The sequence below is a fragment of the Geomonas sp. Red276 genome (genome assembly GCF_054784495.1).
Genome location: NZ_BLXW01000050.1, coordinates 1 through 12,866, shown reverse-complemented (window position 1 = coordinate 12,866; position 12,866 = coordinate 1). Strand labels below are relative to the sequence as shown.

The window sequence follows — 12,866 nt, the reverse complement described above, 5'->3', positions numbered from 1 at the left end:
GGGGCCGGGTAATGGAGCCTTTATCCTTACAGCCGAAACCCTTTCCCGGCAAACTGGATGTTAGCCGGGTCGTTGCTGCGCGGCGGCGAAACCGCGTGCACCCCGCCGCACGCCGGGCAGCTGGCGACGAAGGTAGCCAGGAAAAAGTCCGCCCCGCACCCTTGGCAGACCGCCTGCAGCCCGCCGTTAGGGAGCCTCTCATTCTTCAGGGTACCGCCATGGGCCCTCGACACGAACTCCACCAACTCCCTTCCTTCCGCAAACGGCCCCGCACCCGCGGGATGCCCGCAACCACAACCACCCATCAGTAACCTCCTTTGCCGATTAACGATAATCTTCCGCCCACTGCCCCTCTCCCACCCCTCACCTTGAAGGGGACGGAGAGGTCGGCCATGCTGCCGCCACGGCGGCAGTCAGCAGTCCGGACAGAAGTATGAGCAGGAAGATAGTACCCGCGTTACGCCAGGAAGCCTTGACCGGCGTCAAAAAGTCGCAGTTACCCAACCTTCCCACCTTTGACTCTCCCCAAACCACGATGAACCGGGGCCAGCCCGTGTAGCGCCTATCTGACGGCGGTCCCGGTCGGTGTGGCAGGTGTGGTCATTTACATCCTGCGCCGGCGGGTTAAAATGCATATCGATCAATACCAATTAATCTGGAGGAGGAGGGAGATATGCAACTGGAGATGCGAGCCGTTGAAGTCGTCTACCCGGAAGGGTGCAACATCATTCTTGGCCAGACCCACTTCATCAAGACCGCCGAGGACCTGTACGAGATCATCGTCACCACCGTTCCCCAGGCGAAGTTCGGCGTCGCCTTCACCGAAGCCTCCGGCCCCTGCCTGATCCGGAGCGAAGGGAATGATGAAGCGCTGGTGAAAAAGTGCGAAAGGATTCTCCAGTCGATCGGCGCAGGCCACGTCTTCTGCGTCCTCCTGCGCGATGCCTACCCGATAAACGTTCTCAACCCGATCAAAAACTGTCCCGAAGTCTGTCGTATCTTCTGTGCCACCGCCAATCCCCTTCAAGTCGTAGTCGGCGCCACCCCCCAAGGCGCCGGCATCCTCGGCGTGATCGACGGCAGCGCCCCCAATGGCATCGAGGCCGACACCGACCGCGACGCCCGCCGCCAATTCCTCCGCACCATCGGCTACAAGCGGTAACGAAAAATCTCCCCTCACCCGGCCTCCGGCCACCCTCTCCCCCAATGGGGGCGAGGGTAAAGATTAGGTCCCCTCCCCTTCAAGGTGTATGGACCGGGGTCGGGTTACAAGGGGAGGGACAGGGTGAGGATGGGGATAGATAGAAGGAGAAGCCTGTGAGAATAGCAACCTTCTGGTACGACGGAATGAGGCTGGTCGGGCGGGTCTCCACCGACGGTTCGATGATCACCCAGTTCTTCCTGGGGGGAAGAGGCCACGAAGTCGGAGCCCTGGCCCTGATGGAGCGGCTATCGGCGGGAGAATGTCTCGAGCAGGGAGCCCCCCTGCCGCTGTCCGAGGTACGGCTCGATGCCCCCCTCCCCCATCCGCGCCGCAACATCTTCTGCATCGGCAAGAACTACCGAGCCCACGCCCAAGAGTTCGCCCGGAGCGGCTTCGACAGCAGTTCCGCCAAAGCGGGAGACGAAGTACCGAGCGACCCGATCATCTTCTCCAAGGTCCCCGAGACCGTGATCCCGCCCGGTGCCCCCATCAAGATACCCGCCGGCGTGTCCGAAGCGGTCGACTACGAAGCGGAGCTGGCCGTGGTGATCGGCCGCGGGGGGCGGGGGATCACCGCCGAGCAGGCGATGGAGCATGTCTGGGGGTACACCATCATCAACGACGTGACCGCCCGCGACTGGCAAAGCAGGCATCGTCAATGGCTCTTGGGAAAATCGTTCGACACCTTCTGTCCCATGGGTCCCTGGCTCGTATCCGCCGACGAGCTCGACGGCACCGACACCCGGGTCCGCTGTTGGGTAAACGGAGAGCTCCGCCAGGATGGCCGGACCTCCGACTTCATCTTCACCATTCCGCAGCTGATCCAGACCATCTCCGCCGGCGTCACCCTCTATCCCGGCGACATCATAGCCACCGGCACCCCAGCCGGCGTCGGCATCGGTTTCGATCCCCCCCGCTACCTCAAACCCGGAGACCGCGTCCGCATCGAAATCGACGGTCTCGGCGTCCTCGAAAACCCGGTCGAGCAGGGGTATGAATAACCGGCCCCGCCCCTCTCTCCTCGGAAACAAAAAGCCCCCGGCTGCGTCACGCAACCGGGGGCTTTGAATTTTCTTAACCAGCCATCAAAGGGAAATGATTGTGTTTGCCTTTTGATAGCTTATTGAGTAACCGGTACGGGTTGTTGACCAAGCCGGCTCTTCGTGCGACGCATGATGGGCCTCTACACCATTGCGGAAACGCGTTGCTACTCGCTTAATTATGTCAACCTCACCTTCAGTTAATTCCTCAGCTTGGCTCACATCCGCCTCCATAATTGCCTTCACCAAGTCTCGATAGTTGTTTAATTGAGGGCCTTGAGGAAGCGCTGCATAGGTCGCACCGGTCATTCCCCTTCCTAACTCACGATAGGCTATCATATCCGCAAACCACAAGTACTTCGCACTGTATAAGAACTTGTCATTTGGCTTAAGCAGCGCTTTGTGCAAAACACGTTCAAACTCTTTCAGCACAAGCTTTATTCTCTCCAGCGATAGTCCTCTGTTCCCACAGTAAGGGTCGAGGCAATGATCTTCTTTCTCTAAGAACTGCCGTAGAAGCCGATCCATCGCTTTATTTTGCACAAGGCCATTCTCCCACCTTTTAACACTGGCCACGCCAACATGCATTACGTCGGCGAGTTCAGATTGGGAAACGTTTAAGCTTTCTCGTAGTGATTTAATCTGGTGACCCGGTAATAGACCATGTTTCTCCCGGTACGCATCACTGATATAGCATTGCACTTTGTGTGCAACCTCTATGCTGGTAACCTCAAGGTTACATTTCTCGCAGACGTCGGCTACGTATTCTACGTCGTAATCTTCCCCTCTGAAGGTAACTTTTCGGCTAACCGTTTTTTTCAGCATCTCGGATGAATCATTAGGGCACAGCTCTTTCATGGTTTCACCTATTTTTATGCAATGAGAGGGGCAGGGGTGAGGGAGAGATTCTACCGGCTCTTCCGCCGGTAGCTTATCCCCAGCTTGTCCAGGCGCCAGCGGAGGGTGTTGGCGTTGATGCCCAACAGTTCGGCGGCGCCGCCGGGGCCGTGGATCTTGCCGTTGGTGAGCTTGAGTACCTCACTGATGTGGGCGGCCATCGCCTCGTCCAGCTTGAGCGGGAGGTGCGGCGTCCCCGCCCCCACGGGGGGAACCACAACCCGCTGCTCCTCTCCGCTGAAGACGGTGTCGAAGGTGAGCGCGCCGCCGCGGTGCCTGATCAGCTCCCGCTCCACCAGGTTCTCCAGCTCCCGCACGTTCCCCGGCCAGTCGTACTCCATGAGCCGCATCAGCGCGCCCGGCGCGATGGAGGGGGGCATGCCGATGCCGAGTTCCCGGCTCTTCACGGTCACGAAGTGCCGGGTCAGCGCGGGGACGTCCTCCTTGCGCTGCCTGACCGGCGGAATCATGATCGGAAAGGTGCTCAGCCTGAACCAGAGATCCTCCCGGAAACTCCCCTCACTGATCATGTTCTGCAGGTTGCGGTGGGTCGCCGCGATCACCCGGATGTTCACCGGTATGGCCCGCTTCCCCCCTACCCTTTCCACCTCCCGGCTCTGCAGGACCCTTAATAGCCGCACCTGGGCGGTCATAGGAAGCTCGCCGATCTCATCCAGGAAGATGGTCCCCCCCTCGGCGCGCTCGAAACGGCCGCGGGTTTCAGCAACCGCCCCGGTGAAGGCCCCCCGCTCGTGCCCGAACAGCTCGCTGTCGATGAGACTCTCCGGAATGGCGCCGCAGTTTACCTTGATGAAGGGGCCGTCCTTGCGCGGGGAGGAGAAGTGGATGGCGTTGGCGATGACCTCCTTCCCGGTCCCGGTCTCGCCCAACAAAAGAACGGTGCTGTTGAGCGGCGCCACCTGCCGTACCGCCTCCATCACGTTACGAAGCCCGGTGTTGCCCCCGATGATATCCTCGGCCAGGTGTCCGTACAACTCCCGGTTCAAAAACCGCTTGTCGTCCAGGAGAATGTCCTGGTAGCGGAGCACCGCCTCGTGGGCCAGTGCGTTGGCCAGCGCGATGGCGAACGGCCTGGTGACGCACCCCATGATCTCCGCCTGCTCCTCGCTGTATCGCCCTTCCCCATGTGCCCGCAGCGTCAGCCCCCCGATCGGTTCGGCATCCAGGTGCAGCGGCACGATCATGTCCGAGTTGCCCTCCAGCTTTATGAGCGGAGCCATGGTTTGGAAAATCTGGTCATCCATGTCCGCGCTGGCAATGAACGGCTCACGAAAACAGCGCTCCTTGATCCTCTCGACGATCTCCTCCGGTAACGGGATGATCTCGTCCGGCGTCTCGGAGCCTTCCGTCCCGACGTAGGCGATGCGGCGCAGCGCACCGAGATTTTGGTCCACGATATTCAGAAACAGCTCGTCCAAGGGAAGCTGTTCCCGCAAGTATACGAAGGTGCAGCGGAGTGACTCCTTGATCTCCAGACTGCTGCAGATCCTTATGGTCACTTCCCTGATGAATTCGTCCCGGTTCACCATCGCGTCTTCTCCTTCACTTTTTTCGCGTCCCCGCCCCACTCCCGTGCCTCCATTTCCTCAGGCAGAGGAGACCCACGAAGGGGCGATTACAACATGCCGTACTCTACGCCACAATTACAACATACCGCAACAACAAATACAGCATGCTGTAACCGAGAAACCCTCTGCGCAACAACCAGCCGTATTTACGCAGGTTACGGCACTGGCACGCTCCTGGCTAATGAGAGACCGGAGCCCGCAACCGGCGGGCGAGGAGAGCGTCATGGCAAACCTGCTCTACGTAACCTGCTTCCTGAAACCGATCCACCGTTCCCGCTGTCATTCCCTGGGCTATGAGTTCCTGGAGGAGTACCTGCGCTGGAACCCGCGTGACGAGGTGCACGTGCTCGACCTCCACCGGGACAACATCCCGCGGATCGACCAGGACGTTTTGCACGCCTGGGAAAGGATCACAGCCGGGGAGAGCTGCGGAGTGCTGAGCGAGGATGAGCGGCGGAAAATCTCCCGCATCTGGCGGCTCGCCGACCAGTTCATCGCCTGCGACAAGTACGTCTTCGTCACCCCCAGCTGGAACCTCTTTTTCCCTGCGGAGTTCAAGATGTACATCGACGCGGTCACGGTGCCCGAGAAGAGCTACCGGCTGACTCAGGAGCGGGCGGAGGGACTTCTCGCTGGGGAGCTGAAGAAATCGCTCCACATCCACGCCTCGGCCCCCTTCAGCTACGGCAACGAGCGGGACCTGAGCGCCCCCTACCTCCGCTCCGTGCTGAACTTCCTCGGGGTGACCAACCAGGAGGCGGTCCTGTTAAGTGGATGCGACGACCCGCAGCAGGGCCCGTCCAGTGAGCACGGCGACGCCCGCCGCAGGCTCCTCGACCTGGCCCTCCGCTTCTAGCGGGCAACATATCATCCCCCAGCACCAACTCTCCCTCCCCTTCAAGGTGAGGGTCGGGGTGAGGATGGGGACAGGAAAAGCTGAAAGAGAATCAGGAGGCAGTGCAGTGACAATCATAGTAGCAGCGACCATCGTCCTCTGGGTTTTAATCGCGCTGGTGGCGATCTTCACCCGCTCGGGCAAAGAGAAAGACGACCGGTAATCAACAACACCACGAGGGAGATAAAACGGTGATGAATCTAAAGAGTTATATAACGGCAACCATGCTGGTGGCGGCACTGGCGACCACCGCCTCGGCGGAAACCCTTTCACTGCAGCAAAGCCTCGACAGTGCGGCGCACAACAACCCCACCCTGAAGGTCACGTCCTACAACAGCACGATCGCCCGGGAAAATGAACGGGTGGCCGCCAGGGGCTATCTCCCCAGGGTGGATGCCAAGGGGGGGTACACCGCGCAGCTCGAGGCGCAGTCGATCGCGATAGCGGGAATGTCGGCCCCCACCCAGCAGGCCGATTACGGCTTCTTCTCGCTGGGGATCGACCAGACGCTCTACGACTTCGGCCGCACGAAGTCGCAGGTGGAGCGGGCCAGGGCGAAGAGCGAGGAGGCGCGCCAGGGGTACCGCGCGGCCGAGCAGGAGGTCTTTCTCCGCGTGGTCCAGGCCTACTACGGCATCCTGGAGAGCGAAAAGCTGTTGGCGTCCGCCGACGAGGAGGTCCGCCAGATGGGAGGGCACCTCAAAGACGCCCAGGCGAAGTTCCAGCAGGGGGTGGTGACCCGCAACGACGTGCTGCAGGCGGAGGTCAAGCTCGCCAACAGCAAGCAGCGGCGCCTGGAGATCGCCAGGCAGCTCGACAACAGCTGGCTTCTTCTCAACTTCCTGACCGGCCGTGAGCCAGCCGCGCGGGCTCAGCTCGAGGACACCCTCGGGCGCTGCGAGGCCCCCTCCGTCAAGGCTACCCCCGCCGACCTCTCCTCCCGGCCGGACCTCCTGGCCGCTCGCGAAGCGGTCGCCGCCAGCGAAGCCGGCGTGCGCGAGCAACAGACGAACCTCCGTCCCGAGCTGTACGTCCAGGCGGGGGCCGAGTACCAGCAGAACCGCTACGTGAACGAGCAGACCATCATGGCGGCCACCGTCGGGATCCGGTTCAACATCTTCGACGGCTTCGCCAAGAACGCCCGCCTGCGCCAGGCGGTCGAGGCGCGCTCACAGAGCGAGGCGAACCTCCGCGAGGCCGAGCAGTCGGCGCGCCTCGAATACGAGACGGCGGTGAACGACCTCCAAGTGGCGGGTGAACGGATCGCCACCAACGAGAAGGCCGTCGGCCAGGCCGAGGAGAACCTCCGCCTCAACCGCAGCCGCTACGAAGAGCAGATGGGAACCTCGACCGACGTCATCGACGCCCAGACCCTCCTCACCCAGGCGCGCACCGACTACTTCCAGTCCCTCTTCGACGAGCGTGTAGCCCGCGCCAGGATCAAGAAGGCCCTAGGCACGCTTTAAAAGCAACGGCGGCGTTGGTGGCAGAGGGGACTGGCTCCGTAGGTGCCTGCCCCCCTAGCGGAACGCTAATTCAGCCCTGCCGCCCTCTTAAAGCCCCCAAGGGGACAGGCACCTGGCGGAGCCAGTCCCCTCCTCTGGGGAGAATTTTCGGAATTAACAAAGACAACGGAGGAAAGTCATGGAAGAAATGGTGGATACGGTGGACGAAGTAGTAGGAACTGTGGACGAGATCGAAACCGAAGAGGCAAAGTCCAATGGCCGCAAGCTGGCGATTCGTGCCGCGGTAGGCCTCGTCGTCGCCGCCGCGGTGGCTTGGGGAAGTCACCTTTTCGTCGAAGGCCAGCGGCGGATCGAAACCGACGACGCCTTCATCGAGTCGCACATCCACGCGGTCTCCGCCCGCGTGCCGGGGACGGTGACCAAGGTGCTGGTCAAGGACAACCAGTTCGTGCACAAGGGGGATCTCCTCCTCACCCTGGACGACCGGGACTACGCGGTGAAGGTATCGAGCGCCCAGGCGGACCTCGACATCGCCAGAAACGACACCACCGGCGAAGCCGCCCAGGTGGAGGCGGCCAAGGCCGACCTGGAGCGCGCCAAGGCGCAGCTCGCCCAGTCCGAGCTCGATCTCAAACGAGCCCAGGTGCTGGTCGACCGCGAAGTGATGCCGCGTGAGCAACTGGAGAGAAGGACCACCGATCGCAGCGTGGCGGCTTCCCAGGTGAAGGGGGCCGAAGAGAGGCTCCGCGCGGCGCAGGCCGCCCTTGGCCTCGTGGGAGGAGGCAAGGCAGGTGCCCGTGAAGCCAAGCGCCAGTCGACCCTGGACGAGGAGCGCCTGAATCTCTCCTACACCAAGATCTACGCACCCGCCGACGGTTACGTCACCCGCAAGTCCGTCGAGCCGGGGAACCGCGTGCAGTCGGGACAGTCGCTCCTTGCCGTGGTGCCGCTCGAGGATTCCTGGATCACCGCCAACTACAAGGAGAGCCAGCTCACCCACGTCCGCCCCGGCCAGAAGGTCTCCTTCAAGGTCGACACCTATCCGGGTCGCGAGTTCACCGGGACCGTGGAGAGCATCATGGCAGGGACTGGCGCGGCCTTCTCGCTGCTCCCTCCCGAGAACGCCACCGGCAACTACGTGAAGGTGGTGCAGCGGGTGCCGGTGAGGATCGCTATCGACCGCGCGAGCGATCCCAACGCCCAGCTGAGAGTGGGGATGAGTGTCACCCCGGTCATCCAGGTGGAGCGGAGCACCTCCGCGATCGTCAAAGAACTCTTGCACCTCTCCTAGCCGGGGAATCGGAGAACGCACATGCAGGCCAACAACAAAACCGCCAACAAATGGATCATCGCCCTCTCCGTGATGCTGCCGGCGCTGATGGAGGTGATCGACACCTCGGTCGCCAACGTGGCGCTTCCCAACATGCAGGGTAGTCTCAACGCCGGTACCGACGAGATCACCTGGGTCCTCACCTCCTACATGGTAAGTAACGCCGTCGTGCTCCCGATCACCGGCTGGCTTTCCCGCATGTTCGGCCGCAAGCGCTTCCTGATCACCTGCGTCATCCTGTTCACCCTCTCCTCCCTTCTCTGCGGAGCGGCGCCCAACCTGGCGACCCTGATCTTCTTCCGCATCGTGCAGGGAGCGGCCGGCGGCGCGCTGATACCGATCAGCCAGGCGATCCTCTTGGAGAGCTTTCCCCACAGCGAGCAGGGAATGGCCAACGCCATCTTCGGCATCGGCGTGATGTTCGGCCCCATCATCGGCCCTGCGCTGGGTGGCTGGATCACCGACAACATGACTTGGCGCTGGATCTTCTATGTCAACATCCCGGTCGGCATCGCCGCCCTTGCCATGGTCGGGCGTTTCGTCACCGATCCGCCCCATGTCAAGCGCGGCAAGGCCACCGTGGACTACTGGGGTCTCAGTTTGCTGACACTCGGCATCGGGTCGTTGCAGATCATCCTCGACAAAGGGCAGCAGGACGACTGGTTCAACTCCCCTTTCATCGTCACCTTCACCATCATCTCCGTCGTATCCCTCCTCCTCACCGTCTGGGTGGAGTTGAGGCACCCGCACCCCATCGTGAACCTGCGGCTCTTCAAGAACGTCTCCTTCCTGGCGGGGAACCTGGTGATGTTCATGATCGGCTTCGGACTGTACGGCTCGCTGATGGTGATCCCGCTCTTCTTGCAGACCCTGATGGGGTACACCGCAACACAGGCCGGCCTCGTGCTGGCGCCGGGAGGCGTGGCAACCCTTCTGCTGATGCCCTTGGTGGGAGCCGGCCTTTCCAAGGTGGATGGCCGCAAGATCGTCTTCGCCGGCCTGGTGATCTCCGCCTGGTCGATGTTCATCTGGCGCGGATTCCCGCTGGCAACCTCCTACGGCGACTTCCTCTGGCCGAGGATCGTGGCGGGCGTCGGCCTCTCCATGCTCTTCGTCCCCCTCACCACCCTCACCCTTGGTGGAATGAAGCCGGAGCAGATGGGAGACGCGACCGGCCTCTACAGCCTCTTACGCAACATCGGCGGAAGCGTCGGCATCGCCGCCACCTCAACCCTGTTGGCCCGTTACAACCAGATGCACCAGAACCTGCTGGTATCGAGGCTGAACCCTTTCAACCCCGTCTACCAGGACAAGGTACAGTCGATTTCCCAAGGCTACGCCGCCCGCGGAATGGGCCCCGCCGATGCGCAGCAGCTGGGGTTAAGCTCCGTCTATGGATTGTTGCAGCAGCAAGCCGCCATCCTCTCCTACAACCGCGTCTTCTGGGTCTTGGGCCTGGGCTTCCTAGCCGTCATCCCCTTCCTCCTCCTTCTAAAACGCCCCAAACCCGGCGCCGCCCCCGCCGCCGCCGCCCATTAATAAGGTTCCCTCCCCTTCAAGGGGAGGGACAGGGTGAGGATGGGGATCCATACAGTCAATATCCCCTCGCCCCTTCGAGGGGCAGTACTCCAATATTCCCTCGCCCCTTTAGGGGAGAGGGGCAGTACTCCATATTCCCTCTCCCTCCGGGAGAGGGGCAGGGGTGAGGGAGATTTTTTACAACGCCCTAAGCGACACCGGCACCGACCAAGGACCGCGCCCGTTGCTGCTAAGCACCCTCACCCGGAACCAGTACAATTTCCCCGGCTCCTTCCCCCCTACCTTGATCCCCGTAGCGCGTGGGAAGGTATCCACATCGCACCAGTTGGACTCCACCGCCGGATCCCCTTCGCAGATCTGAATATCATACGCCCTCGCCCCCGGCACACGGCCGACCCGCAGATCGTAGCTCCCGGTATCCAGTCCATGCCTGACGGAAAGATCGGTAGCCGGTACCATAGTTGTCCCCTTCACCACCTGGGACTTCAGCGGGAATCCCGTTGTTCTCAGCACCTCCAGGTCCCCGTCGGCGGCAAGCTCCACGTAGCTGGCGATCTTGGCGAGATGGCACTTAGTCTCCAGGTGCAGGGCATTTCGCTCGGCGAGCTTCACAGTGTCCCGCGTCTGAGCCCCCTTGATTGCCGCATCCAGTTTATCAGCCGTGGTGCCAAGCGTCTCGAGCGACGGTACGAAGTGCGGCCAAGGCTCTGCGAAGTTTGCAAACGAATGGTTAGTGAGCATAGCCTTTACAGTTTTAGCGAGAGCTACCGTTTCAGCAGCGCTCGTCCCAAATCTCCTTACCACCCACGTTAATTGTGGCGTCATGGCGGGCCTCCTCGCGATTAGGTTTTGCTAATCTTAACGGCAATTCGGGGCCGCGCAAGCGAGGAAACGAATTTTTTTATCCCATCGGGGGCCTGGAGTGACGCACCCCCGACGAGATGTGACGTCAAAAAGAAGGTCCAGAGGTCACCGACCAAGTTTTGCAGTGCACGAAGCAAGATCATTCATAGAAAGCCCCCCTCCCAAGCACCTGGAAACATAGGGTCTTTGGCCACTATGGTGTAAGAATCAAAATTGTTAACGCACATTTCCTATTTCTTAACGCAAAAATGGAGTTCCGTAACGCAAAGTGGCGCCCTCGACTCCCCTGCTGAAGTTCTCGACGCTCTCCGGCAAAAAAACCTGGTGAAGCTTTGGAATTTGTTCGGCTTGGATTTGGGAAGTTGGAAGGAGACCGGCAAATGTATCAGGAAGAAAAGGAGTTTCGTCGCCCAAGAAGCAACATCCGATGTGCACGAGTCCGAAGGAGCAGTATACGGATCGGCTAACGTAACGTCAGCAGCAACTTTTGGTGAAATAAAATGTGGTTGATCGCTGCAAACCAGATGCTGCAGAGAGCGAAGGCGCGGATCTCCGAGGTCAACACCGGGGAGATCCGGACCCTTCAGGGCGATTTTCGAGAGATAGAGCTGCCGGGTGAGCATTACGACGTTATCCTCGCCGCCGCCGTGCTGCATCATCTCCGCGACGACCAGGACTGGGAGATGGCATTTCGGAAGATCTACGAAATCACCGCACCCGGAGGAAGCGTGTGGATCACCGACCTGGTAGCGCATGAGACCGAGATGGTGCAGAGCATGATGTGGCAGCGTTACGGAGAGTATCTAAGCTCAGTGGGAGGGGATGCCTACCGGGAGAAGGTGTTTACCTACATCGCAAAGGAAGACTCGCCGCGCCCCGTGACCTATCAGCTGGACCTCCTGCGCAGGGTGCGCTTCGCACACGTCGAACTGCTGCACAAGAACTCCTGCTTCGCCGCCTTCGGTGCCCTGAAAACCTGAACCTATCGGTATGCATCACTCAGGGCCATAGCTGATCGCGTCTCATTACCGGTGACCTCGGAGGGTCTCCCTCCGGTGGCAGTCACCCCGTTTACATCACCGCTGCCAGCCCGAGCCTGTCGAAAACTCTCTTGGATGACCTCCCCCCCTGAAAGCTGTAGGTCTGCGAATCTACCGCCCTTCGTTTTGTCTGAACGGTTGCGTGACTAATATCAGTATTTTTTCGAAGGGGCGACGTAACTTTTTGGACAATTCCGCCCTATGCCTCTTCCTTTGATACCTCTCCGAAAGATACTCGAAGTTACATAAATACTTTTCAAATGTCTTGCCACCGTTGTCAGCATTCCAGTTTTTTCTCATATAGACAATCAGAGGCTTTGTTCGATTCCAATAAGAGTCTGGGAAATCGTATATTTCAGAATACACTGCAAAGTCAAGATAATTAGTTTTTACCAAAGCTCCGATTTGTTCATAATGATGTCCTACTTCAACAAATTCTCGCATCAATATATTATTAGAATGATATAGACTCCATCCACTTGGATGGTTATCAGCAATATTAGTGGAGATATTTGGATATGCCAGCCATACATTATATATTTTTTCATGCAGTGCATGTTGCTCATCTAAAAGTTCTTTTGTTTCTGAATACTTTGTCAACTGTGTTTGACGAAATGAATTTTTAATGCTCCAAAGACTTACAATAATGTAAAGACAGGTAAGGATAATAGAAACTTCTTTAACGATCCGAACCCATTTGTGCCATTTTCTGTAAAACATAATGTTTTCCTCGATCTGCCCCGCGCCAGCTACTACTCGCCCCAAAAGCTGCATACGGGGAATCTTGAGCTTAATGCGGTGCCTTCGACCGCGACTGTCAATCTGCAGCATCCATTGGTGGGAAGCCTCCCGGCCGCCTGCTACCTACCTAACTGCGCATTCCGCTGAAGTCGGCCACCCAATCCGACGGAAGTCGGCCGGGTGTTCCGATTGAAGTCGGCCACCCCCTGAGGGGTGCGCCGCTGGGTGTTGGTTACTGTCTCACATGGTTTCGCACGGGTC

At 59.8% G+C, this 12,866-nt stretch carries 12 protein-coding genes; 7 read left to right on the top strand and 5 right to left on the bottom strand.

Annotated elements, in window-relative coordinates:
• Window positions 1–26: 26 nt before the first annotated feature.
• Window positions 27–305, bottom strand: coding sequence for a hypothetical protein (locus ACYVL5_RS21730; protein WP_460597664.1), 279 nt, complete (start codon window positions 303–305; stop codon window positions 27–29).
• A 368-nt stretch (window positions 306–673) separates the two neighbouring features.
• Between ACYVL5_RS21730 and ACYVL5_RS21725 the strand changes: the two genes are divergently transcribed.
• Both ACYVL5_RS21725 and ACYVL5_RS21720 read left to right on the top strand, forming a co-directional pair.
• Complete coding sequence (locus ACYVL5_RS21725; RefSeq protein WP_460597663.1) at window positions 674–1,162, top strand: adenosine-specific kinase; 489 nt, start codon at window positions 674–676, stop codon at window positions 1,160–1,162.
• A gap of 155 nt (window positions 1,163–1,317) precedes the next feature.
• Window positions 1,318–2,205, top strand: a complete 888-nt coding sequence (locus ACYVL5_RS21720; protein ID WP_460597662.1) for a fumarylacetoacetate hydrolase family protein — start codon at window positions 1,318–1,320, stop codon at window positions 2,203–2,205.
• An 84-nt stretch (window positions 2,206–2,289) separates the two neighbouring features.
• Here the strand turns inward: ACYVL5_RS21720 and ACYVL5_RS21715 are convergent, their stop codons facing one another.
• Window positions 2,290–3,102: a type II TA system antitoxin MqsA family protein gene (locus ACYVL5_RS21715; protein ID WP_460597661.1), complete on the bottom strand. Its 813-nt coding sequence runs from the start codon at window positions 3,100–3,102 to the stop codon at window positions 2,290–2,292.
• Window positions 3,103–3,152: 50 nt separating this feature from the next.
• Window positions 3,153–4,691, bottom strand: a complete 1,539-nt coding sequence (locus tag ACYVL5_RS21710) for a sigma 54-interacting transcriptional regulator (RefSeq protein WP_460597660.1) — start codon at window positions 4,689–4,691, stop codon at window positions 3,153–3,155.
• A gap of 262 nt (window positions 4,692–4,953) precedes the next feature.
• On the opposite strand from ACYVL5_RS21710, the gene ACYVL5_RS21705 reads away from it, so the two are divergent.
• From ACYVL5_RS21705 to ACYVL5_RS21690, 4 genes are all read left to right on the top strand, one after another.
• The gene (locus ACYVL5_RS21705; protein WP_460597659.1) at window positions 4,954–5,586 is read left to right on the top strand and encodes an FMN-dependent NADH-azoreductase; all 633 of its coding nucleotides are present in this window, start codon (window positions 4,954–4,956) and stop codon (window positions 5,584–5,586) included.
• Window positions 5,587–5,819: 233 nt separating this feature from the next.
• Window positions 5,820–7,091: a TolC family protein gene (locus ACYVL5_RS21700; RefSeq protein ID WP_460597658.1), complete on the top strand. Its 1,272-nt coding sequence runs from the start codon at window positions 5,820–5,822 to the stop codon at window positions 7,089–7,091.
• Window positions 7,092–7,269: 178 nt separating this feature from the next.
• Window positions 7,270–8,382, top strand: a complete 1,113-nt coding sequence (locus tag ACYVL5_RS21695) for an HlyD family secretion protein (protein ID WP_460597657.1) — start codon at window positions 7,270–7,272, stop codon at window positions 8,380–8,382.
• A gap of 21 nt (window positions 8,383–8,403) precedes the next feature.
• A complete protein-coding gene (locus ACYVL5_RS21690) occupies window positions 8,404–9,960 on the top strand; it encodes an efflux MFS transporter permease (RefSeq protein ID WP_460597656.1) in 1,557 nt (518 codons plus the stop codon).
• A gap of 177 nt (window positions 9,961–10,137) precedes the next feature.
• Here the strand turns inward: ACYVL5_RS21690 and ACYVL5_RS21685 are convergent, their stop codons facing one another.
• Window positions 10,138–10,572 (bottom strand): fibronectin type III domain-containing protein, encoded by a 435-nt coding sequence (locus ACYVL5_RS21685; RefSeq protein ID WP_460597655.1) that lies wholly within the window; start codon window positions 10,570–10,572, stop codon window positions 10,138–10,140.
• A 776-nt stretch (window positions 10,573–11,348) separates the two neighbouring features.
• Here ACYVL5_RS21685 and ACYVL5_RS21680 point away from each other — a divergent pair.
• Entirely contained in the window at window positions 11,349–11,804 is a 456-nt protein-coding gene (locus tag ACYVL5_RS21680) for a class I SAM-dependent methyltransferase (RefSeq protein WP_460597654.1), read from the top strand.
• Window positions 11,805–11,975: 171 nt separating this feature from the next.
• Here the strand turns inward: ACYVL5_RS21680 and ACYVL5_RS21675 are convergent, their stop codons facing one another.
• The gene (locus ACYVL5_RS21675) at window positions 11,976–12,695 is read right to left on the bottom strand and encodes a DUF4760 domain-containing protein (RefSeq protein ID WP_460597653.1); all 720 of its coding nucleotides are present in this window, start codon (window positions 12,693–12,695) and stop codon (window positions 11,976–11,978) included.
• Between the last annotated feature and the right edge of the window lie 171 nt (window positions 12,696–12,866).